Source organism: Chelatococcus sambhunathii, assembly GCF_001418005.1.
GTDB lineage: Bacteria > Pseudomonadota > Alphaproteobacteria > Rhizobiales > Beijerinckiaceae > Chelatococcus_A > Chelatococcus_A sambhunathii.
In genome coordinates this window covers 102,147-124,887 of the sequence record NZ_LIOL01000008.1, presented here as the reverse complement: position 1 = coordinate 124,887, position 22,741 = coordinate 102,147, and the positions used below count along the sequence as shown (strand labels likewise).

21 protein-coding genes and 1 riboswitch are annotated in these 22,741 nt (G+C 67.7%); of the genes, 9 read left to right on the top strand and 12 right to left on the bottom strand.

Going from position 1 to position 22,741, the window contains the following annotated elements; genetic code table 11:
- The first annotated feature begins 111 nt into the window (after positions 1-111).
- Positions 112-795: a response regulator gene (locus tag ASC46_RS15505; protein WP_019402562.1), complete on the top strand. Its 684-nt coding sequence runs from the start codon at positions 112-114 to the stop codon at positions 793-795.
- 1 nt (position 796) lies between these two features.
- Here the strand turns inward: ASC46_RS15505 and ASC46_RS15500 are convergent, their stop codons facing one another.
- Positions 797-1,738 carry an alpha/beta hydrolase gene (locus tag ASC46_RS15500; RefSeq protein WP_055460268.1) on the bottom strand — a complete coding sequence of 314 codons (942 nt, stop codon included), beginning with the start codon at positions 1,736-1,738 and terminating at the stop codon, positions 797-799.
- 146 nt (positions 1,739-1,884) lie between these two features.
- Here ASC46_RS15500 and ASC46_RS15495 point away from each other — a divergent pair, with 146 nt between their 5' ends.
- Complete coding sequence (locus tag ASC46_RS15495) at positions 1,885-2,151, top strand: DUF6460 domain-containing protein (RefSeq protein ID WP_019402564.1); 267 nt, start codon at positions 1,885-1,887, stop codon at positions 2,149-2,151.
- 244 nt (positions 2,152-2,395) lie between these two features.
- On the opposite strand, the gene ASC46_RS15490 is transcribed toward ASC46_RS15495, so the two are convergent.
- Positions 2,396-3,481: a quinone-dependent dihydroorotate dehydrogenase gene (locus ASC46_RS15490; RefSeq protein ID WP_055460202.1), complete on the bottom strand. Its 1,086-nt coding sequence runs from the start codon at positions 3,479-3,481 to the stop codon at positions 2,396-2,398.
- Positions 3,482-3,823 carry a DUF952 domain-containing protein gene (locus ASC46_RS15485; RefSeq protein ID WP_055460201.1) on the bottom strand — a complete coding sequence of 114 codons (342 nt, stop codon included), beginning with the start codon at positions 3,821-3,823 and terminating at the stop codon, positions 3,482-3,484.
- A gap of 200 nt (positions 3,824-4,023) precedes the next feature.
- Here ASC46_RS15485 and ASC46_RS15480 point away from each other — a divergent pair, with 200 nt between their 5' ends.
- A complete protein-coding gene (locus ASC46_RS15480; RefSeq protein WP_055460267.1) occupies positions 4,024-4,653 on the top strand; it encodes a S24 family peptidase in 630 nt (209 codons plus the stop codon).
- A 228-nt stretch (positions 4,654-4,881) separates the two neighbouring features.
- Here the strand turns inward: ASC46_RS15480 and pnp are convergent, their stop codons facing one another.
- From pnp to ASC46_RS15435, 9 genes are all read right to left on the bottom strand, one after another.
- Positions 4,882-7,026: a polyribonucleotide nucleotidyltransferase gene (gene pnp / locus ASC46_RS15475; RefSeq protein ID WP_055460200.1), complete on the bottom strand. Its 2,145-nt coding sequence runs from the start codon at positions 7,024-7,026 to the stop codon at positions 4,882-4,884.
- A gap of 312 nt (positions 7,027-7,338) precedes the next feature.
- Positions 7,339-7,608: a 30S ribosomal protein S15 gene (rpsO, locus tag ASC46_RS15470; protein WP_055460266.1), complete on the bottom strand. Its 270-nt coding sequence runs from the start codon at positions 7,606-7,608 to the stop codon at positions 7,339-7,341.
- Positions 7,609-7,781: 173 nt separating this feature from the next.
- A complete protein-coding gene (gene truB / locus ASC46_RS15465) occupies positions 7,782-8,813 on the bottom strand; it encodes a tRNA pseudouridine(55) synthase TruB (RefSeq protein WP_082464862.1) in 1,032 nt (343 codons plus the stop codon).
- 5 nt (positions 8,814-8,818) lie between these two features.
- Positions 8,819-9,250, bottom strand: a complete 432-nt coding sequence (gene rbfA / locus ASC46_RS15460; protein WP_055460199.1) for a 30S ribosome-binding factor RbfA — start codon at positions 9,248-9,250, stop codon at positions 8,819-8,821.
- A gap of 155 nt (positions 9,251-9,405) precedes the next feature.
- Positions 9,406-12,072, bottom strand: a complete 2,667-nt coding sequence (gene infB / locus ASC46_RS15455; RefSeq protein WP_055460198.1) for a translation initiation factor IF-2 — start codon at positions 12,070-12,072, stop codon at positions 9,406-9,408.
- Complete coding sequence (locus ASC46_RS15450) at positions 12,065-12,769, bottom strand: RNA-binding protein (RefSeq protein WP_055460197.1); 705 nt, start codon at positions 12,767-12,769, stop codon at positions 12,065-12,067. Before ASC46_RS15450 ends, infB begins: the two co-directional genes overlap by 8 nt.
- Positions 12,770-12,821: 52 nt before the next feature.
- A complete protein-coding gene (gene nusA, locus ASC46_RS15445; RefSeq protein WP_055460196.1) occupies positions 12,822-14,435 on the bottom strand; it encodes a transcription termination factor NusA in 1,614 nt (537 codons plus the stop codon).
- 86 nt (positions 14,436-14,521) lie between these two features.
- Complete coding sequence (gene rimP, locus ASC46_RS15440) at positions 14,522-15,121, bottom strand: ribosome maturation factor RimP (protein ID WP_055460195.1); 600 nt, start codon at positions 15,119-15,121, stop codon at positions 14,522-14,524.
- Between the two features lie 207 nt (positions 15,122-15,328).
- Positions 15,329-15,952 carry a 2-hydroxychromene-2-carboxylate isomerase gene (locus tag ASC46_RS15435; RefSeq protein WP_055460194.1) on the bottom strand — a complete coding sequence of 208 codons (624 nt, stop codon included), beginning with the start codon at positions 15,950-15,952 and terminating at the stop codon, positions 15,329-15,331.
- Positions 15,953-16,159: 207 nt separating this feature from the next.
- Between ASC46_RS15435 and ASC46_RS15430 the strand changes: the two genes are divergently transcribed.
- The 6 genes from ASC46_RS15430 (at position 16,160) to dapE (ending at position 22,660) form a co-directional block, all read left to right on the top strand.
- On the top strand, positions 16,160-17,392 hold the full coding sequence (locus ASC46_RS15430; protein WP_055460193.1) for an argininosuccinate synthase: 1,233 nt from the start codon (positions 16,160-16,162) through the stop codon (positions 17,390-17,392).
- A gap of 191 nt (positions 17,393-17,583) precedes the next feature.
- Entirely contained in the window at positions 17,584-18,033 is a 450-nt protein-coding gene (locus ASC46_RS20925; protein ID WP_082464861.1) for a Panacea domain-containing protein, read from the top strand.
- Positions 18,020-18,361, top strand: coding sequence for a hypothetical protein (locus ASC46_RS21320; RefSeq protein ID WP_141659699.1), 342 nt, complete (start codon positions 18,020-18,022; stop codon positions 18,359-18,361). The genes ASC46_RS20925 and ASC46_RS21320 overlap by 14 nt, the downstream gene beginning before the upstream one ends.
- A gap of 59 nt (positions 18,362-18,420) precedes the next feature.
- Positions 18,421-18,552, top strand: a riboswitch (TPP riboswitch).
- Positions 18,553-18,613: 61 nt separating this feature from the next.
- Entirely contained in the window at positions 18,614-20,455 is a 1,842-nt protein-coding gene (thiC, locus tag ASC46_RS15425; RefSeq protein WP_055460264.1) for a phosphomethylpyrimidine synthase ThiC, read from the top strand.
- A gap of 117 nt (positions 20,456-20,572) precedes the next feature.
- Positions 20,573-21,415, top strand: a complete 843-nt coding sequence (dapD, locus tag ASC46_RS15420) for a 2,3,4,5-tetrahydropyridine-2,6-dicarboxylate N-succinyltransferase (RefSeq protein WP_055460192.1) — start codon at positions 20,573-20,575, stop codon at positions 21,413-21,415.
- A gap of 81 nt (positions 21,416-21,496) precedes the next feature.
- Positions 21,497-22,660 carry a succinyl-diaminopimelate desuccinylase gene (gene dapE, locus ASC46_RS15415; RefSeq protein WP_055460191.1) on the top strand — a complete coding sequence of 388 codons (1,164 nt, stop codon included), beginning with the start codon at positions 21,497-21,499 and terminating at the stop codon, positions 22,658-22,660.
- The last annotated feature ends 81 nt before the right edge of the window (positions 22,661-22,741 follow it).

The following is a 22,741-nucleotide window of genomic DNA, read 5'->3' as shown; positions in this document are numbered from 1 at the left end:
TCAGTCCCGCAAGGTTCGGCGATTGTGCGGATTTTGCCTGACGGGTGCGGGACCGACGAACGCGGGGCTTGCCGTCTCGTCGCCCCGGGGCGAAAAATAGCACGGCAGAGCATGGGGTGGGCCGTGAGCGATTCCGCAGCACGCATCATCATAGCGGACGACCATCCGCTGTTCCGCGGCGCCTTGCGCCAGGCGCTGGCGGGGGTGGTCGCCGACGCGAGCATCGTCGAGGCCGGCTCCTTCGCCGACATGTGCGCCGCGCTCAATGCGGACGCCTCCGCCGATCTCGTGCTGCTCGACCTCGCCATGCCCGGCGTGCAGGGGTTCTCCGGGCTGATGTACCTGCGCGCCCAGCATCCGGACATCCCGGTCGTCATCGTCTCGGCCAACGACGAACCCTCGGTCATCCGCCGCTGCATCGATTTCGGCGCCGCCGGCTTCATCCCCAAGGCGCTCGACGCCGAGGACATGCGCACGGCCATCCGCACCGTGCTCGCCGGCGGCAACTGGACGCCAGCCGACATCGACCTCGCCGCCCCCGTCGACCGCGAGACGGGCGAGCTCGTCAAGCGCCTCGCCAGCCTCACGCCGCAGCAGGTGCGCGTGCTGATGATGCTGTCGGAGGGCCTGCTCAACAAGCAGATCGCCTATGAGCTCTCCGTGTCCGAGGCGACCGTCAAGGCCCATGTCTCGGCCATCCTGCAGAAGCTCGGCGTCGAGAGCCGCACGCAGGCGGTGATCGCCGCGGCCAAGATCGCCGCCGCCGGGCAGGTGCCCGCGCCGAGCGCGGCCTGATCTAGAGCGACGCCACAAAACCTTCCATCCGCGCCAGCGCCTCGCGCGTCAGGCCGATGTCGAAGCGCGTGAAGACATGGCAGCCGCCCGGCCAGACGGCGAGTTCGCTGCGGTTGCCGGCCGCCGCCCAGCGCCCTGCCATGAAGAGCGAATCGTCGATGAGCGGATCGCGCGTGCCGATGGTGAAGAGCGCCGGCGGCAGGCCGGAAAGATCGGCATGGATCGGCGAGACGTCGGGAGCGCGCACGTCCCCCTCCCGGCGCAGGAAGCTTTGCACGAAGAGGAAGATGTCGCGCGTGTTGAGGATGAGCTTCTCCTCCCCCCAGCGCCGGACGCTCGGCGTCAGCGCGAGGTCGTAGACGCCCGCGATGAGATTGGCGCCGGCAAAGGGCGTGAGGCCGTGCCGCTCCCTCAGGCGCAGCATCGTCACCACCGACAGGTGCGCCCCGGCGGAATCGCCGCCGATGATGAAGCGCTCGGTGCCGAAGCGCTCGCGCCCCTCGCGCACCAGCCACAGCGCCGCCGCCTCGCAATCGTCCGGCCCGGCCGGGTAGGGATGCTCGGGCGCGAGGCGATAGTCGACAGATACGGCGGCGAAGCCGAGCCGCTCGGCGAAAAATTCGAGGAAGGGGTCCTGCTCGTCGGCCGCGCCCAGCATCCACCCGCCGCCGTGGATGTGGAGGAAGACGCCCCGCGGCGTCTCGGGCGCGATGACGCGCAGGTGAAGCGGCCCGCTTGGCCCGTCGATGGTGACGACCTTCGCCCGCGGGCTCTTCGGCAGCGGCGGAAAGGGCCCGAGCCCCTTGGCGCGGTTCTCGCGCACCACGGCCGCGGGTGCGCTCCACTGGTCGGGCGCGCCGGTGAGTCGGGCGAGGATGTCCGCGTTGAGGGCGGCGGTTTCGGCATCGACGGCATCGGGATGGAAGAGGCGGGGATCGAGCATCGGGACCTTGCGCGCGAGGAAGGGATCGTCCATGTCACGTTGCATGCGACATGCGCGGCGGCCGGCAGGCGCCGATGCGAGGAAACCATGCGAGGCCAGCCCGGTCCAGAGCGAAGGGCCGGCCGCAGCACACAGGGGATTGGACGATGGCGAACGGCTCGCTTCAGCGTTTTCTCGGCGGCTCGCCCCTGTCGGTCCTGATCAAGCTCATTTTCCTGTCGGTTCTCGTCGGCGCCATCATGGCCTTCCTCGGCATCACGCCGCTCGGCCTCATCGACGGCATCGTCGACTTCATCCGCCGCGTCGTCGGCCGCGGCTTCGCCGCTCTCCATGAGGTTGGCCAATGGCTGCTGTACGGCGCCATCATCGTCGTGCCGGTCTGGCTGATCGTGCGACTGTTCGGCCGCCGCTAGGGGTGCGCCGGCCGTGAGCGGAGTCCGCGCCGTTCCCGCCATCGCCGCGCGCCGGTTCGAGGCCACCCATCGACACTTGGTGTTGCTGGCGCCGCCAACACGCAGGCACATGTGACGACGCAACCGCTCGGTCTCGCAACGGCGCTCGTCGGCGCCAGCAGCGTCGTGGCCGCAGCATCGGCCAGGGGCTCCCTCCCCTCACCTTGCCCGCGCGGCCCTCTCCTCCGGTGGCTGGCTGAACCGCTCAGGCCTTCAGGGCGAGGTCGGCCGCGTTTCGGCCGACAACAGCCGACAGGCTGTCTAGTTTCTCGCGCGCCAGCCGCGCGCGCAGCCCTGCCTTGATGTCGCGCACGAGGCCGGGCCCCTTGTAGACGAGGGCCGTGTAGAGTTGCAGCAGCGTGGCACCGGCAGTGATCTTCGTCCAGGCCGTCTCCGCCGAATCGATGCCCCCGACGCCAATGAGCGGGAAAGCTCCTTCAACGCGCTGGTAGGTGGCCGCGAGCATCGCCGTGGCGAGCGGAAAGAGCGGCTTGCCGGACAGGCCCCCAGCCTCCTGGCCGACCATCGTCTCCACGAGGCCGGGCGGGCGCGTCACCGTGGTGTTGGATACGATCAACCCGTCGATGCTGCGGCGGCGCGCCACCGAGACGACGGCATCGAGCTCCGGCAGCGTCAGGTCCGGCGCAATCTTGATGAGGACGGGCCGTCGCCCCTGCTCGCCGGCCACGGCATCCCGCATGTCGAGCACACGGGCGATGAGGTCATCGAGAGCTGCGGCATGTTGCAGGTCGCGCAGGCCGGGCGTGTTCGGCGAGGAGATGTTGACGGTGAAATAGGCGGCATGCGGCGCGAAGGCACGGATGCCGGCAACATAGTCGCTGATCCGGTCCTCGGTATCCTTGTTCGCCCCGATGTTGACGCCGACGACGCCGGGCCGTCCGCCACGGCGGCGAAGCCGCGCAACCCCGGCCGCGTGGCCCTCGTTGTTGAAACCGAGCCGGTTGATGACCGCCTCGTCCCGCACCAGGCGGAACAACCGCGGCCGACTGTTGCCCGGCTGCGGACGCGGCGTCATCGTGCCCACCTCGACGAAGCCGAAGCCGAGGCCGAGCGCCCCCTCGATCGCCTCGGCGTTCTTGTCGAAGCCCGCCGCCAGGCCAACGGGATTGGGAAATTCGAGCCCAAAGGCCCTCACGCTCAGCGCCGGCGCGTCGGGCTCGGGCGTCGCGGCCGAAGCCATCGAGAGCGCCCGGATCGCCAGGCGATGGCCGAGTTCCGGATCGAGGGCGAGCAGCGCCGGCCGCGCCAAGGATGCGAGGAGCGAGAACATTTACGGGTCGTCCGGAAACTGATGGAGCCCATCCGCGCCGAGCGGCAGCGGCCTGACCGAGCGGACCGCCGAAAGGGCAAGCGGCCCGTAGAGATGCGGAAAGAGGTCCCCGCCGCGCGATGGCTCCCAGCGCAGCGCCTCACCAAGGGCCGCTGCCTCGATGGCTACCAGCACGAGGTCATTCTGGCCGGCGAAGTGCTTCGCCGCCGTCTCGCGCATCTGCGCGGCCGTCGAGAAGTGAATGAAGCCGTCCGCGACATCGACGGGAGCGCCGGAAAACACACCGGCAGCCTCCGCTTCGGCCCACATCTGCCGCGGACAGATCTTGTATACCAACGCCACCGCCATGCTCCCGCGAGTGCCCACCCGCTGTAGGGGCTCGCGCTGCGAAGATCAATGCGCAGGCCCCTCCATTCAGGGGCTCTTGCGTCAAGAATTCGCACGAGACAAACGGGGCAATAAGTCCTATAGTTAGATTGTCATCCTAACGTGGCGGTGCCCCCGCTGCGCGATGCGCCATTCCCAAGGAGCGGGAGGTGGGCATGCTGTCGCACGAAGCGATCTGGAACGCGATCGACGCCCTGGCGTCCCGGCACGGCCTCAGCGCCTCGGGCCTTGCGCGCAAGGCCGGACTCGACCCGACGGCCTTCAACCGCTCCAAGCGTACCGGAGCGGACGGACGGCCGCGCTGGCCCTCGACGGAATCGATCGCCAAGGTGTTGGATGCGACTGGCGCGACGATCGACGACTTCCTGTCGGTCGTCCGCCATCAGGAACAGGTGCCTCACCGTACAATTCCGCTCATCGGCTTCGCCCAGGCCGGACGCGGCGGCTTCTTCGACGACGGTGGCTTCCCCGTCGGCTCCGGCTGGGACGAGGTGTCCTTTCCCGACGGCATCGACGAGAAGGTCTATGCGCTGGAAATCTCCGGCGATTCGATGCTGCCGCTCTACCGTGACGGTGACGTCATCATCGTATCGCCGACATCGAGCGTCCGACGCGGTGACCGGGTCGTCGTCAAGACGACCGATGGCGAGTTCATGGCCAAGGAGCTGAAGCGCCGCACCGCCCGCACGGTGGAGCTGCGCTCGCTCAACCCCGAGCACGAGGACCGCGCTCTTCCCCTTGGTGACATCGCCTGGATGGCTCGCATCATCTGGTCGAGCCAGTAGCCGGGGTCGGAAGCTTGCCGCAAAGGAGAAAGCCGCCGGATCACTCCGGCGGCTTTCTGTCAGCCGCGTCGTCTCCGCCATCATGCCCGCGCTGGCTGCAGGCATCGACGCCCTGCAGCCTGGAGCGACAGGCACAGTCGCCGCGGCCGCGACGAGCATCGGTGAGGCCGATAGAAGCGCTTCCCGCAGGGCCGGACAGCACAGGTCTGTCCGGACCCTGGCCGATCGTTACTCAGCCGCCGTCTCGGCGTCGGACTTACCCTTGGCCTCGAGGTCCTCGCCCGTCTCCTGGTCGACGACCTTCATCGACAGGCGCACCTTGCCGCGCTCGTCGAAGCCGAGCAGCTTGACCTTGACCTTCTGGCCTTCCTTGACGACGTCCGTCACCTTCTGCACGCGCTGCGGCGCGAGCTGCGAGATGTGGACGAGGCCGTCGCGCGAGCCGAAGAAGTTGACGAAGGCGCCGAAGTCCGTGGTCTTTACCACCGTACCCTCGTAGATGACGCCGACTTCCGGCTCGGCCGCGATGCCCTTGATCCAGTTGATCGCCGCGGTGATCGACTTGAGGTCGGACGAGGCGACCTTGACGGTGCCGTCGTCGGAGATGTCGACCTTGGCGCCGGTCTTCTCCACGATCTCGCGGATGACCTTGCCGCCCGAGCCGATGACCTCGCGGATCTTGTCCTGCGGGATCTTGATGGTCTCGATGCGCGGAGCGTACTGGCCGAGCTCGGCGCGGGCGCCCGAGAGCGCCTTGCCCATCTCGCCGAGGATGTGCATGCGCCCGGCCTTCGCCTGGTCGAGGGCGACGCGCATGATCTCCTCGGTGATGCCGGCGATCTTGATGTCCATCTGCAGCGCGGTCACGCCCTGGTCGGTGCCGGCCACCTTGAAGTCCATGTCGCCGAGGTGGTCCTCGTCGCCGAGGATGTCCGACAGCACCGCATAGCGCTCGCCCTCCAGGATCAGACCCATGGCGATGCCGGCCACCGGACGGCGCAGCGGAACGCCCGCGTCCATCAGCGACAGCGAGGCGCCGCACACCGTCGCCATCGACGAGGAGCCGTTCGACTCGGTGATCTCGGAGACCACGCGGATGGTGTAGGGGAACTCGTGATGCGGCGGCAGCATCGGGTGGATGGCGCGCCAAGCGAGCTTGCCGTGGCCGATCTCGCGACGCCCGGGCGAACCGATGCGGCCCGTTTCGCCCACGGAATAGGGCGGGAAGTTGTAGTGCAGCAGGAAGGTTTCCTTATAGGTGCCTTCCAGCGAGTCGATGAACTGCTCGTCATCGCCCGTGCCGAGCGTCGCGACCACCAGGGCCTGCGTCTCCCCGCGAGTGAACAGCGCCGAGCCGTGCGCGCGCGGCAGGAAGCCGGCCTGGGCAACGATCTGGCGCACGGTCGTGACGTCGCGGCCGTCGATGCGCGTGCCGGTATCGAGAATGTTCCAGCGCACGATCTTGGCCTGAACCTCCTTGAAGACGGCCTTGACCTTTTCGGCCTCGAAACGGGCCTCGCCCTCTTCGGGGCAAAGCGCGGCCATGACCTTGGCCTTGGCGGCGTCCACCGCGGCGTAGCGGTCCTGCTTTTCGACGATCTGGTAGGCAGCGCGCAGGTCCGCCTCGGCGATCTCGAGCACGGCCTTTTCCACATCCGAGACGTCCGCCGCCTCGAGGTTGCGCGGCTCCTTCGCGGCCTTCTCCGCAAGGCGGATGATGGCGTCGATCACCGGCTGGAAATGGGCGTGGCCGTGCATGACGGCACCCAGCATCACGTCTTCCGGCAGTTCCTTGGCTTCCGACTCCACCATCAGCACCGCATCGGCCGTGCCAGCAACGACGAGGTCGAGGTCGGAACCTTCCATCTCGGCGGAGGTCGGGTTGACCTTGTACTCGCCCCCGATATAGGCGACACGCGCCGCGCCCACGGGGCCCATGAAGGGCACGCCCGAAAGGGTCAGCGCCGCCGAGGCTGCCACCATCGAGACGATGTCGGGATCGTTCTCGAGGTCATGGCTCAGCACCGTGATGATGACCTGGGTGTCGCAGCGCCAGCCGTCGACGAAGAGCGGGCGGATCGGCCGGTCGATGAGGCGCGAGATCAGCGTCTCGCGCTCGCTCGGCCGGCCCTCGCGCTTGAAGTAGCCGCCCGGGATGCGGCCCGCTGCATAGGCCTTTTCCTGGTAGTTGACGGTGAGCGGCATGAAGTCGACGCCGGGCTTGGGCTCCTTCGCCGCCACCACGGTGGCGAGCACGGTGGTCTCGCCATAGGTCGCGAGCACGGCGCCGTCGGCCTGGCGGGCGACGCGGCCGGTCTCGAGGGTCAGCTTCTTGCCGGCCCAGTCCAGTTCCACGCGTTGGATATCGAACATGTCTTTTCTCTCATGGTCGGGCCATGTGGTCGACGCCATGAGCAAGACGGCGAGAGGCTGCCCGCCCCGCCGGCCCTGAAGGGCGCGAACGGCGGGAAGCGTCTGGCGATCCTGCCATGGTCGTCAGCCTGGCCGGTTCGCGGCCCCTCCCCATGGAAGGACCTGACGCAGAGCCGAAGGGTTGCATCGACATGCAACGGCCCTTCCAGCTCGAGGTGCTGCGCCCCGGGAGCGCCACACCAGTCTTCGGCCGCATCGCATGATGCGGCACCTGGCAAAATGCCCGGAGCGCGGACGCTCCGGGCAGAAGTCTCAGCGACGAAGGCCGAGACGCTCGATAAGGGTGCGGTAGCGGCCCTCATCCTTCTTCTTCAGGTAGTCGAGCAGCGAACGACGCTGCGACACGAGCTTGAGAAGGCCACGCCGGGAATGATTGTCCTTGGCGTGGACCTTGAAATGCTCCGTCAGGTTGACGATGCGCTCCGTGAGGATCGCAACCTGCACTTCCGGGGAGCCCGTATCGTTCGCCTCGCGGGCATATTCCTTGAGAAGCGCCTGCTTGCGCTCGGCCGTGATCGACATCGGTTCATCCTTTCGCTTGATGTCATCCATGCCGCCGCCGCTCTCGCGGGAGGCGGTTTGCCGCCGGCCGGGCCGGGATGTCGTCCAGCGCGGTCGGCATGCTGCGCGCGAAGACATGCCCCACGCGAAGCGGTCTCTATATACCCATTGGCGCGCCAAGGCCAGAGCGGCCGTCAGCGCGCCTGCGGCAGGTTGAAGATGCGCCGCGGATGCAGCTCCCCGTGCTCCAGATCCCCCAGCGCGATCAGCGCTCCGTGGGCGAAGACGGCGACACAGCCCTCGTCGAGCGGCGCATCGCGCCCGCGCAAGAGCACGGACTGGCCGCGCATCAGCCGGCCGGCGTCCGAGCGTGTGACCGTGACCTGCGGCAGGCCCCCAAGTCCGACAGCCACGGGCCTCAGACCCTTCTCGGCCCGGGCCGCATCGTCGAGCCCCTCGAGCTCGCGCAGGGCGTCGATGGAGATGCCGTCGGCCTCCTCGAAAGGGCCGACGCGCGTGCGCCGGAGCGTCGCGACATGGCCGAGGCAGCCGAGCGCCCGGCCGAGATCGCGGGCGATGGCCCTGACATATGTGCCCTTGCCGCATTCGGCGGCGAAGACGCTCGACTGCCCGTCATGCGCAACGAGGCTCAGGCGGTCGATCTGCACCGGGCGGGCCTGCAGTTCCACCACCTCGCCGTCGCGGGCAAGGTCGTAGGCCCGCTCGCCGTCGATCTTGATGGCGGAGAAACGCGGCGGCACCTGCATGACGGTGCCCGTGAAACGCGGCAGCAGCGCCTCGATGGCGGCGCGGTCGGGCCGCGCCTCGCTCGTCGCCACCACCGTGCCCTCGGCGTCGTCGGTGTCCGTCTCCGCGCCCCAGCTGACGGTAAAGGCATAGGCCTTGCGCCCGTCCATGACGAAAGGCACGGTCTTCGTCGCCTCGCCCAGTGCCACGGGCAGGAGCCCGGAGGCGAGCGGATCGAGCGTGCCGGCATGGCCGGCCTTCTTGGCGTTGAAGATGCGCTTGATGATGGCAACCGCGTGGGTCGAGGTCATGCCGACCGGCTTGTCGAGCACCACCCATCCGTGCACGTCGCGCTTCTTTGGCCGCGGTGGCCGCGGTCCACGCTGGCCCTCGCGCGGCTGAGGGCCGCCTTCCCCGGTGCCCGGCGCGACGCCGCCGCCCGGCCGTTCCTTGTCCTGGCTCATCGAGAGGTGATCCATGCCCGTCAGGCTTCGTCGTCGTCATTGTCGTCCGCCCCTTGGGGGCGGGCGATGTCGCGTCGGACCTTGTCGCTCTGCAGGAGCGTGTCGATCCGCCGCGCCTCGTCGAAGCTCTCGTCGAGACGAAAGCGCACGTCGGGCGCGAACTTGAGGTTGATGCGGCGTGCCAATTCACCGCGCAGGAAGCGGCGGTTGCGCTCGAGCGCAGCGAGCACCGGCTCCGCGTCCTGCCCGCCGAGTGGCATGACGAAAACCGTCGCCAGCTTGAGGTCCGGATTCATCCGCACCTCGGGCACGGTGATGACGTGCGAGGCGATCACCTCGTCCATTACCTCGCCGCGCGCGAGGATCTCGGCGATCGCGTGGCGCACCGCCTCGCCGACCCGCAGTTGCCGCTGGGACGGGCCGGCGCCCGTGTCGAAACGTGATTTGGCCATGTCTTCTCCCCGGGATCGGACCGGGTCCTGCAGCCTCGCGGCCGGTTGCAACAACACGCCCGCACCGCGGCCGAAGAAGGGGCCGCAGGTCGCGCGCCAATATCCGCCGGGAAGAGCCTCTGCCCTGCCCGGCGGACCTGCCTTCTATGCAGCCCTCACAGCGTGCGCTTGATTTCCTCGACGCGATAGCACTCGATGACGTCGCCCGCGCGCATGTCCTGGTAGTTCTCGAAGGCCATGCCGCATTCCTGGCCGGCAAGGACTTCTTTGGCGTCGTCCTTGAAGCGCTTGAGCTGGCTGAGCTTGCCCTCGTGGATGACGACATTGTCGCGGATGAGGCGCACGTTGGCCCCGCGCTGCACGACGCCGTCGGTGACGCGGCAGCCCGCGATCTTGCCGACCTTCGTGATGTTGAAGATCTCGAGGATCTGCGCATTGCCCAGCATGTGCTCGCGCAGCGTCGGCGCCAGCATGCCCGACATCGCCTGCTTCACGTCATCCACGAGGTCGTAGATGATGTTGTAGTAGCGAATCTCGATGCCGAGGCGGTCGGAAGCCTCGCGTGCTTCCTTGTGTGCACGCACGTTGAAGCCGATGACGGCTGCGCCCGAGGCCTCCGCCAGCGTCACGTCGCTCTCGGTGATGCCGCCGACGCCCGCATGAATGACGCGTGCCTGCACCTCCTCGTTGCCGATCTTCTCGAGGGCGCCGACGATGGCCTCAATCGATCCCTGCACGTCGCCCTTGACGACGAGCGGGAACTCCTTGCGGCCGGCGCCTTCCTTGAGGTCGCGCATCATGTCGGCGAGCGAGCGGGCCTGGCTGGCGCCGCGCGCCGCAAGGCGATCGCGCTTCAGGCGCTCGCGGTAGCCGGTGATCTCGCGGGCACGGGCCTCGGATTCGACCACCGCCACGCGATCGCCGGCCTCGGGCGTGCCATTGAAGCCGAGCACCTCGGCCGGCATGGACGGACCGGCCTCCTTGAGCTGCTCGCCATTGTCGGCGACAAGCGCGCGCACTTTGCCCCACTCGGCGCCGGCGACGACGATATCGCCGACCTTGAGCGTGCCGCGCTGCACGAGCACGGTGGCGACGGGGCCGCGGCCGCGATCGAGCTTCGCCTCGATGACGGTGCCTTCGGCCGCGCGTTCCGGATTGGCCTTGAGGTCGAGGATCTCGGCCTGCAACTGCAGTCCCTCGAGCAGCTTGTCGAGATTGGTGCCGGCCTTGGCCGACACCTCGAACTCGAGCGTCTCGCCGCCCATCGATTCCACCACCACCTCGTGCTGCAGCAGCTCCGTGCGCACGCGCTGGGGATTGGCGTCGGGCTTGTCGATCTTGTTGATCGCCACGATCAGCGGCACGCCGGCCGCCTTGGCATGGTTGATGGCCTCGACCGTCTGCGGCATGACACCATCATCGGCAGCGACCACGAGCACCACGATGTCCGTCACCTTGGCGCCGCGGGCGCGCATGGCGGTGAAGGCCGCGTGGCCGGGCGTGTCGATAAAGGTGATCTTGCCGCCCAGCGGCGAGGTCACCTGATAGGCGCCGATGTGCTGGGTGATGCCGCCGGCCTCGCCCGCCACCACATTGGCGTGGCGAATTGCGTCGAGCAGCGACGTCTTGCCGTGATCGACGTGGCCCATGATGGTGACGACCGGGGGGCGCGGCAGGAGCGTGCCCTCCGCGTCCGGCTCGTCGAAGAGACCCTCCTCGACATCCGCTTCGGAGACGCGCTTGACCGTGTGACCCATCTCTTCGGCGATGAGCTGCGCGGTGTCGGCATCGATCACGTCCGTGATCTTCATCATCTGCCCCTGCTTCATCAGCAGGCGGATGACGTCCACGCCCCGCTCCGACATGCGATTGGCGAGTTCCTGGATGGTGATCGTCTCTGGAAGGACGACCTCGCGGCTGATCTTCTCCTTCGGCTCGTTGTGGCCGTGACCCTTCATGCGCTGCAGGCGGCGGCGGAAGGCGGCGGCCGAGTGGGTGCGCTCCTCGTCGCCACCCGTCAACGCGGCGGTCACCGTCAGGCGGCCGCGGCGCCGCTCCTCGCCTCCGGCACGGCTCGGCTTGGGAGCGGGCGCCGGGGTCGGACGCGGCGCGGCACCGGGTGCCCGGCGCGGGGCGCGGCTCTCGCCATCGTCCTCGGCGCCGGCCCGACCGGCAGACGTCCCGGCGGGACGGCGCGGCGCCTCGGCCTGGGTCGCCAGACGCATCTCGCCGCGCGGGACGGCGGCGCGCGGCGCCTCAGCGGCAGCCGGGCGCTCGTCCGTCCCGAGCCGGCGGCGTGCCTCGTCCTCAGCCTTGCGCTTGCGCTCCTCGTCGAGACGGCGCCGCTCGTCTTCCTCACGCTTGCGCGCCTCGGCGGCCTCGCGCTCGCGACGCTCCTGCTCCTCACGCTCGGCGCGGCGGCGCGCCTCTTCCTCGGCGCGCTGGCGATCCTCGATCTCGCGACGCTTGGCGTCCTGCAGGGCCTGCAGGCGCGCATCGCGCTCGTCGTCGGTGAGGGAACGCAGCACGACGCCGGACGGACGCTGCCCCCCCGGACCACGCCCCTGCGCCGGCCGGCCGCCCTGCGGCTGAGCCGGGCGTGGGGCCGGCGCGGCGGGCGCCGCCTGCGGTTGAGCCGGCGCCGGCTGGTCGCCACCCGGCCCGATGACGCGACGCTTCACCTTCTCGACCACGACCGCCTTCGAGCGGCCGTGGGAAAAGCTCTGGCGCACCACGCCCTGTTCGACGGGGCGCTTCAGCGTGAGCGTCTTGGACGGCGTCACGCTCAGCGTCTTGTCGGTCGGGTTTTTCGTGTCACTCATTCGGCTCGAATCCTGCGCCTTCGTGTTTGTCCAAATCTCGTTCGCGCGGCGCGCCCGGGGCTTCCTCCCCGGGCGGCGTGCCGCCTTCTCCATTGCGGTAGCGCGCCAGCCGGCGCCACCGCGCAAGAAATCCCTCGCTGCCCGGCCCGGCAATCAGGGCAGCATGTATCACATGAGAGCGCCCCAATGCCAAATCCAAATCGTGGCCAGCAAAAACTTCGACCACGTCGACCTCTGCGGCGCGCTCGCCGAGCCCCCGGAAAAGCGCCTGCGCGATCTTGCGCCGCCCATCGGCCGCCGCCTCCGCGGCATGGATGATGGCCTTGACGCGTCCGGCCGCCGCCGCCTCCTCCACCTTGCCGAAGCCGGCGACCACGAGACCCGCCTTGTTGGCCAGGGCGAGCGCCTGCACGCTGTCACGCTGCAGGAGCCCCTCCACGTCGCCCGCCAGCGTCTGGGGCACCGTCACCTGAGCCTTGAGCCCCCTGGCGAAGGCCTTGCGGCGAACAGCTTCCTCGACCAGCGCACGACTGGCACCGACCCATACGCCCCGCCCAGGCAATTTGCGGCGCAAATCGGGCACGATCATGCCGTCCGGCGCCGCGACGAAGCGGATCATCTCGTCCGGATCGCGCTCGGCCCGCGTCACAATGCAGCGCCGGTGCGGCCCTTCGTCCCTGCTGCGCGGCACGTCCAACTCCTCAAGCGGCCGGCGGGAATCCCCGCCGGCACCCGCAGGATACCTCGCGTCAGCCTTCCTGTTCCTGCACCGGCGAGCCGCTGCCGTCGGCCTCACCTTCTGCCTCATCCTCGGCCGGGGGCTCGATCCAGCCCGCCTTGACACGCGCGGCCATGATCATGTCCTCGGCCTGCTGGCGCGAGACCTCGAAGTCATCGAGGATGCCCTTGTGGCGAGTCGTCTCGGAGCCGTTGCGCTCGGTCCAGCCGGCGAGTTCATCCGTGGCGCAGCCGGCCAGATCCTCGATCGACTTGATGCCGTTCTCGCCGAAGGCGACCAGCATCGCCGTCGTCACGCCGTCGATCTCGCGCAACTCGTCAGCGACGCCGAGCTCCCGGCGCCGGGCGTCGAGCTCGGCCTCGAGCCTGGCGAGATATTCCTCGGCACGGGTCTGGATCTCCTGCGCGGTCTCCTCGTCGAAGCCCTCGATGGTCGAAAGCTCAGGCAGCTCGACATAAGCGATCTCCTCGACCGAGCTGAAACCTTCCGAAGCGAGCAGTTGGCCAACGACCTCGTCGACGTCGAGCGCTTCCATGAACAGCTTGGTGCGCTCGACGAATTCTTTCTGACGGCGCTCCGATTCCTCGGCCTCGGTGAGGATGTCGATGTCCCAGCCGGTGAGTTGGGAGGCGAGGCGCACGTTCTGGCCGCGCCGGCCGATGGCGAGCGACAGTTGCTCGTCCGGCACCACGACCTCGATACGCTCGGAATCCTCGTCGAGCACCACCTTCACCACCTCGGCTGGCTGCAGCGCGTTGACGATGAAGGTCGCCGCGTCCTGCGACCAGGGGATGATGTCGATCTTCTCGCCCTGCAGCTCCTGCACCACGGCCTGCACGCGCGAGCCGCGCATGCCGACGCAGGCGCCGACGGGGTCAATGGAGCTGTCGCGCGAGATGACCGCGATCTTGGCGCGCGAGCCCGGATCGCGCGCCACGGCCCTCACCTCGACGATGCCGTCGTAGATCTCCGGCACCTCCTGGGCGAAGAGCTTCGCCATGAACTGCGGATGCGTGCGCGAGAGGAAGATCTGCGGCCCGCGCGTCTCGCGGCGCACATCGTAGAGATAGGCGCGGATGCGGTCGCCGGGGCGGAAGGTCTCGCGCGGGATCAGCTCATCGCGGCGCACGATGGCCTCGCCCCGGCCGAGGTCGACGATGACGTTGCCGTATTCGGCGCGCTTGACGGTGCCGTTGACGATCTCGCCGATGCGGTCCTTGTACTCCTCGTACTGCCGGTCGCGCTCCGCCTCGCGCACCTTCTGCACGATGACCTGCTTGGCCGACTGGGCGGCGATGCGGCCGAAGTCGAAGGGCGGCAGCGTGTCGGCGATCACGTCGCCGACCTGGGCGGCCGGATTGTGGCGACGGGCATCGTCGAGGCTGATCTGCGTCGCCATGTCCTCCACATCCTCGACCACCTGGAGGTGGCGCGCCAGCCTGAGCTCTCCCGTGCGCGGGTTGATCTCGGCGTGGATGTCCGTCTCGGCCCCGTAACGCGAGCGCGCCGCCTTGGCGATCGCATCCTCCATCGCCGCGAGCACGATGGTGCGATCGATCACCTTTTCCCGGGCAACCGCGTCCGCGATCTGCAAAAGCTCGAGCCTGTTGGCGCTGACGGCCATGTCCGTCACTCCTCCTCCTGATGCCCCGCCGCCCGGCATACCGCCCGGCCGGCAGGATGAAATGCGCTGCCGCAGCCCCGCTGCGGCTAGTGGGTTGCGTCCCCTGTGCCGTCGCCCGCATCCTCGCCGGCATCGTCGCCCGTCTGGGCAGCCTTGCCGCGACGCAGCGCCTCGGTGATCAGGGCGTCTGTGAGGACGAGCCGCGCCTCCGCGATATCGGCGAGGGCGAGCGTCACCTCGGGCTCCTCATCCGGCCTTGCGTCGCTGCGCCGCAGCCTGACGCCGCCGTCGGCCAACCCAAGAAGAATACCACGAAAACGCTTGCGGCCCGAAACCGGCAGGCTGGTTTCCACCTTGGCCTCGTGGCCGCTCCAGCGCTCGAAATCGGAGGCGCGCACCAGCGGCCGGTCAATGCCGGGCGAGGAGATCTCGAGGTGATAGGCGCGCTCGATCGGATCCTCGAGGTCGAGCACCGGCGAGACCCCGCGGCTCACCGCCTCGCAGTCATCCACCGTCATCGTGCCATCCGGCCGCTCGGCCATGATCTGCACGGTGCAGCCGTTCTGGCCCGTCACCTTGACGCGCACGAGTCTATAGCCGAGATCCCCGAGCACGGGCGCGACGATCGCGGCGACGCGCGCGGCAACGCCCGTCTCCTCGATGATGCGGGCCTCGTCGAGCTCCATGATACGGCGTCCTCCAGCCGGTGGCGCGGCCCCGGAAGAGGCGCGCAGCAAAAGATGCCGACGTCCAGAACGAAAAAGAGCGGACCCGCCGGGGCCCACTCCGTCACGGTTCCATCCGAACCATTCTGGATGTCAGGATGGCCGCAACATAATCGCGCCGCCGCGCCGACGCAACCCCCGCAGCCGGCAAAGCGGCGTCGCCGCGCCCTAGAGAAGCCCCATGGGGCGCTCACCCGCCGCCCAGGCAAGCGCCCTTTCCAGCCGGTCGTTGCCCCAGAACATCTCGCCGTCGGCGGTGAGGAAGGTCGGCGCACCGAAGATGCCGCGCGTGCGCGCCTCCTCCGTCTCGGCCCTGAGCCGTGCCTTCACCGCATCGCCCTGCGCAGACGAAACGGTAGACGCGACATCGACGTCGAGGTCGCGCAGGATATCGCTGATGACGGCCATTTCCGAGATCGAGCGCCCCTCGCCGAACTGGGCGGCGAAGACGGCGCGCGTGAAGGCCGGCGCCAGCCCCTTCTCGCGCAGCGCGATGGCGAGCCGCGCCACTATCAGGCTGTTCTGCGGGAAGGGGTCGGGTCGCGTCAGCGACAGGCCGAGCTGAGCGGCCTCTCGCGCCACGTCCCGCCACATGTAGCGCCCCTTGCTCGGATAGAGGTTGAAGGGCGAGGATGTCCAGCCGTGGCTGGCGAAGATCGGCCCGAGCAGGAAGGGCCGCCACCTTAGCTCGACGCCCGCCGCCTCGGCGAGTGGCTCGATGCGCATGGCGGCGAGATAGGAATAGGTCGAGGCGAAGTCATACCAGAAGTCGAGGACGGGACGTTGCGGCACTGAGAACTCGAAACGCTGGAGGAGGCGGGGCGGGGAAGCGACGTTCCCTCACCCATAATCGCGGCTTTCGCGTGGCATGCACGCGCCACCGCTCTCCGTCCCCGCTATCCACGGCTTGCACCCGGCCGCAGCCTCACTATAGTCCGCCCGCTTTCACTGCTTCATGGCGGCAGCGGCCGCTCACACGAGCCTCACGAGTTCCCGATCATGTCCGACAAGCGCGTGAAGAAGGTCGTCCTCGCCTATTCCGGCGGCCTCGACACCTCCATCATCCTCAAGTGGCTGCAGACGACCTACGGCTGCGAGGTCGTCACCTTCACCGCCGACCTCGGCCAGGGTGAGGAACTGGAGCCCGCGCGCCAGAAGGCCTTGCTCCTCGGCATCAAGCCGGAGAACATCTTCATCGAGGACCTGCGCGAGGAATTCGTGCGCGACTACGTCTTCCCGATGTTCCGCGCCAATGCCCAGTACGAGGGCCTCTATCTCCTCGGCACCTCGATCGCCCGTCCGCTCATCGCCAAGAAACAGATCGAGATCGCCGAGAAGGTCGGCGCCGATGCGGTCGCCCACGGCGCCACCGGCAAGGGCAACGACCAGGTGCGCTTCGAACTCGGTTACTACGCCCTCAAGCCCGACGTCACCGTCATCGCCCCCTGGCGCGAGTGGGACCTGACCTCGCGCACCAAGCTCCTCGAATTCGCCGAGCAGAACCAGATTCCGATCGCCAAGGACAAGCGCGGCGAAGCGCCCTTCTCGGTCGACGCCAACCTCCTGCACGCCTCCTCCGAGGGCAAGGTACTGGAGGACCCGGCGCAGGAGGTGCCGGACTATGTCTACTCGCGCACCATCGACCCCGAGGCCGCGCCCGACACGCCGACTTACATCACCATCGATTTCGAAAAGGGCGACCCCGTCGCCGTCGACGGCGTGAAGATGTCGCCGGCGACCCTGCTCGCGAAGCTCAATGAGCTCGGTCGCGCCAACGGCATCGGCCGCCTCGACCTCGTAGAGAACCGCTTCGTCGGCATGAAGAGCCGCGGCATGTACGAGACGCCCGGCGGCACGATCCTTTACGTCGCACACCGCGGCATCGAGTCGATCACGCTCGACCGCGGCGCCGCACACCTCAAGGATGAGCTGATGCCGAAATATGCCGAGCTCGTCTATAACGGCTTCTGGTTCTCGCCCGAGCGCGAGATGCTGCAGGCCCTCGTCGACAAGAGCCAGGAATTCGTGACGGGTCAGGTGCGCCTCAAGCTCTACAAGGGCGGCGTCCACCTCGTCGGCCGCGACAGCCCCTATTCGCTCTACGACCAGGAGCTCGTGACCTTCGAGGAAGGCGCCGTCGCCTACGACCACCGCGACGCCGCCGGCTTCATCAAGCTCAACGCCCTGCGCCTGAGGACGCTCGCACAGCGCAAGAAGAAGCTCGGGCTCTGAGCGGGCGGAATCGATTCCCCCCAAAAAGGCCGGGCTGGCCCCGGCCTTTTGCAATCAATCTCATGGCACACTATATTGACCGTAGGTCGTGGACAGAAAGCTGCAGAATGAAGTAGCCGGACGATCTGCTATAGTAGCTTTCGGTGTTTTCGCTTTCAACAAAGCTTTCACACCCGCTTCAAGAGGTTGATATGACAGTGCCTGTCCTCTCAGCCGCAAAGCGGCTAGCACAACAGTCCAGCTGGACGTTATCAAACTTAGAGCTACAAAAAATCCTGTATCTCGCCCACATGTTTTACCTTGGGCGAACGGGCGGAGAGCCTCTGGTCCCAGGGCACTTCGAGGCCTGGGATTATGGTCCTGTTCATCCAGATCTTTACCACAAGGCGAAGATATTTGGCGCTGACCCGGTGGAGAATATCTTCCACGGCGTTGCTGACCTAGGCGCGGGACCGGAAAGAGAAATACTTGATGAAGCTTATGAAAAGCTCGGAAAAGCAGGCCCAGGAAGGTTAGTGAGTGCCACACATCGCCCTGGAGGCGCGTGGGATACTAATTATGTGCCCGGCGTACGACATATAATTATCTCAAATGACGACATTCTGAACGAATATCGGAAGCTGAATAATGGCAGCCGATGAGGGAACCCCAAGGCAAAAGAGCTTCGACGTTCTCGCTTCGACGGAACCCACAAAACAAGATCAGCAAATTGAAGAACTTCAGAAACAGCTAGCATATGAACGCGACGCCCGTCGCGAGGATCGGTTTGTTGGAATTGTCTGCCTTGCACTCCTGCTAAATGTGGTATTTTTCTCCGTCATGCCGAACTTTGGCGGGCCTATAGCATTACTTGTACTTGAGCTTTTGATTCTTATCCCCCTAGCTCAGCGCATGGGAATGCAGGAAATCGCTCAGATTCTCAATCGCGTTTTACATCGTATGGCAAGTCGAACCACCGACGAGGAGTAGCCGTTGTTTCCCTCAGATGCCTCGTTGACAAAGAGCGCCAAAAGCCCAAGACTCTCGCCCCATGTTCCGAGGGGGGCCCCGCTAGGGGGCTGAGATACCGCCGGCGACGGGCGCGAAACGTCCAGACAACGCGGTGACCCTTAGGACCTGATCCGGGTCATGCCGGCGAAGGGACGGAAACGCGCGATCGACGCCAATCCCAAACAAATCGCTGATGCCCGGGTCTCCTTGTCGAGCGAGGAGGAGATCCACATGACAGTGCATACCAAGCCCGCGACCGCCAAGACGGCAGCTGCAACTCCGGACGCCGTCACCACCGGCCCCATCGCCGGCTCGCGGAAGATCTACACCAGTCCCGAAGGCCGCCCCGACATCCGCGTGCCCTTCCGCGAGATCGCGCTTGCGCCGACCTCCGGCGAGGAACCGTTCCGCACCTACGACACCTCCGGCCCCTACACCGATCCCGAGGCGGTGATTGATCTTGCCGCTGGTCTCGCCCCGGTGCGCGGCGACTGGATTGCGAAGCGCGGCTTCGCCAGGGTCGAGGCCCGTGCCGTCAAGCCGGAGGACAACGGCAACGTCTCGGCCGACAAGCTTGTGCCGCACTGCCCCGCCCGCCGCGAGGTGCTCGCGGGCAAGCCGGGCGAGCCGGTGACACAGCTCGAATTCGCGCGCGCCGGCATCATCACCGAGGAGATGGTCTACGTCGCCCACCGCGAGAACCTCGGCCGCGCCGCCATGCTCGCCGGCGCCGAGGAGCGGTGCGCCGACGGCGAGGCTTTCGGCGCCGCGATTCCGCCCTTTATCACGCCCGAATTCGTGCGCCAGGAGATCGCGCGCGGGCGCGCCATCATCCCCGCCAACATCAACCACCCGGAACTCGAACCGACCATCATCGGCCGCAACTTCCTGGTGAAGATCAACGCCAACATCGGCAATTCGGCCGTCACCTCCTCGGCGGCGGAAGAGGTGGAGAAACTCGTCTGGGCCATCCGCTGGGGCGCCGACACGGTGATGGATCTTTCCACCGGCCGCAACATCCACAACATCCGCTCCTGGATCATGCGCAATGCGCCGGTGCCGATCGGCACCGTGCCGATCTACCAGGCGCTGGAGAAGGTGAATGGCGAGCCCGAGAAGCTCGACTGGGAGGTCTTCAAGGACACGCTCATCGAGCAGGCGGAGCAGGGCGTCGACTATTTCACCATTCACGCCGGCGTGCGCCTCGCCTACGTGCCGCTGACGGCCAGGCGCGTCACCGGCATCGTCTCGCGCGGCGGCTCGATCATGGCGCGCTGGTGCCTCGCGCACCACAAGGAGAGCTTCCTCTACGAGCGCTTCGACGAGATCTGCGACATCATGCGCAAGTATGACGTCTCCTTCTCGCTCGGCGACGGCCTGCGCCCCGGCTCCATCGCCGACGCCAACGACGCGGCCCAGTTCGCGGAGCTGGAGACGCTCGGCGAACTCACCAAGATCGCCTGGGACAAGGGTTGCCAGGTGATGATCGAGGGCCCCGGCCACGTGCCGATGCACAAGATCAAAGTGAACATGGACAAGCAGCTCGCCCATTGCGGCGAGGCGCCGTTCTACACCCTCGGCCCGCTGACGACGGACATTGCCCCCGGCTACGACCACATCACCTCGGCCATCGGCGCGGCGATGATCGGCTGGTTCGGCACAGCGATGCTCTGCTACGTCACGCCCAAGGAGCATCTTGGCCTGCCCAACCGCGACGACGTGAAGACCGGCGTCATCACCTACCGCATCGCGGCGCATGCGGCCGACCTCGCCAAGGGCCATCCCTCGGCCAAGCTGCGCGACGACGCCTTGTCGCGAGCGCGCTTCGAGTTCCGCTGGGAGGACCAGTTCAACCTCTCGCTCGACCCGGACACGGCGCGCGCCTTTCACGACGAGACCCTGCCCAAGGACGCGCACAAGGTGGCGCATTTCTGCTCCATGTGCGGCCCGAAATTCTGCTCTATGAAGATCACGCAGGACCTGAGGGCCGAAGCCGAACGCATGGTCGGCCTCGAGCAGAAGGCGCAGGAGTTCAAGGACAAGGGCGCCGAGATCTACGTGCCTGCCGAATAGGCGGGGGAGGATCGACCTGCCACGTCGCGGGGCGGCCCTCCCCCGCGACTTGACACCGGCAGCACCGCTGCCACAAAGCCTCGACGAATGCCGCTGAGGAAGAGCCAAGGAACAGCCATGACGCACGCCGATCTCGCCACCACCATCGACACCGCCTGGGAAGAGCGGGCCGGCATCTCGCCCGCGACGCGCGGCCCCGTGCGCGAGGCGGTGGAGACGGCGCTCGCGCTGCTCGATTCCGGCAAGGCGCGCGTCGCCGAGAAGGTGGACGGCGCCTGGCAGGTCAACCAGTGGCTCAAGAAGGCTGTGCTGCTCTCCTTCCGCCTCAACGACATGACGGTCATCCCTGGCGGGCCGGGCAAGGCCACCTGGTGGGACAAGGTGCCCTCGAAGTTCGACGGCTGGGATGACACCGCGTTCAAGGCCGCCGGCTTCCGCGCCGTGCCCGGTTGCGTGGTGCGCCGCGGCGCCCATGTCGCGCCGGGCGTCGTACTGATGCCCTCCTTCGTCAATCTCGGCGCCTATGTCGACGAGGGCACCATGGTCGACACCTGGGTCACGGTCGGCTCCTGTGCGCAGATCGGCAAGAACGTGCACCTGTCCGGCGGCGTCGGCATCGGCGGCGTCCTGGAGCCCCTGCAGGCGAATCCGGTCATCATCGAGGATGACTGCTTCATCGGCGCCCGCTCGGAGGTCGTCGAGGGCGTCATCGTGGGCGAGGGTTCGGTGCTGTCCATGGGCGTCTTCATCAGCGCCTCGACCAAGATCATCGATCGCGCCACGGGCGAGGTCTTCGTCGGCCGCGTGCCGCCCTATTCCGTCGTCGTGCCCGGCAACCTGCCCGGCAAGCCGCTGCCCGACGGCACGCCCGGCCCCTCGCTCTACTGCGCCGTCATCGTCAAGCGCGTCGACGCCCAGACACGGGCCAAGACCAGCATCAACGAGCTTCTCCGGGACTGAGGCTCGTCGATCGTCATTTGGACGTCGTGGCCGGGACAAGCCCGGCCATGACGCCGTAAAGCCGCCTATCCGAGGCTCCCCATGACCTCAGCCGACCCCGTCGCCCTCGCCGAGGCGCTGATCCGCTGCCCCTCCGTCACGCCTGACGAGGCCGGGGCGCTCGCCTTCTGCGAGAAGGTGCTCGCCGAGGCGGGCTTTGCGACCGAGCGCGTCACCTTCTCGACGCCCGGCACGCCGGATGTCGAGAACCTCTATGCGCGCTGCGGCACGGGTGCGCCCTATCTCCTCTTCGCCGGCCACACCGACGTGGTGCCGCCCGGCGACGCCGGACGCTGGCGCCACGATCCCTTCTCCGGCACCATCGAGGACGGTGTCCTCTACGGCCGCGGCGCCTGCGACATGAAGGGCGGCGTCGCCGCCATGCTCGCGGCCGCCATCCGTTTCGTGATGGCCAATCCCGGCTTCGGCGGCTCGATCGGCTTCCTGCTGACGGGCGACGAGGAAGGCCCGGCCGTCAACGGCACCGTCAAGCTGCTCGAATGGGCCAAGGCGAGGGGCGAGCGCTTCGACCACTGCATCCTCGGCGAACCGACGAACCCGAAGCATCTCGGCGATATGATCAAGATCGGCCGGCGCGGCTCGCTGACCGGCCACCTGACGGTGCACGGCCGGCAGGGCCATGTCGCCTATCCGCACCTCGCCGACAACCCTGTCCACGGCATGGTGCGCCTCATCTCGGCGCTACTCGCCGAGCCGCTCGATGCCGGCACCGCGCATTTCGCGCCGTCGAACCTCGAGATGACGACCTTCGACGTGGGCAATCCCGCCTCCAACGTCATCCCGGCCGAGGCGCGGGCGACCTTCAACATCCGCTTCAACGACACGTGGCTGCCCGCAACGCTCGCCGCCGAGATCGAGCGCCGCCTCGCCGCGGCGGCCGGCAATGCCGTGCGCTACGAGGTCGCCTTCGCGCCCACCAACGCCACTGCCTTCGTGACCGAGCCCGGCGATTTCGTCACCCTCGTGCAGGATGCGGTCGAAGCCCATACCGGCCGGCGGCCGGCGCTGTCGACCACGGGCGGCACGTCCGACGCGCGCTTCATCAAGGACCATTGCCCGGTGATCGAATACGGCCTCGTGGGCGAAACCATGCACCAGGTCGACGAATGCGCCCGCGTCAGCGACATCGAGGCGCTCACCGCCATCTACGAGACGGTGCTCGGCCGGTATTTCATGCCGTCCTGACGTGATCCACCGGCATGGACAAGCCGGCGCGGCGCGGGCACCCTGCGGCGGCACGATTCAGGCGCCGGCACGGCGCATTCC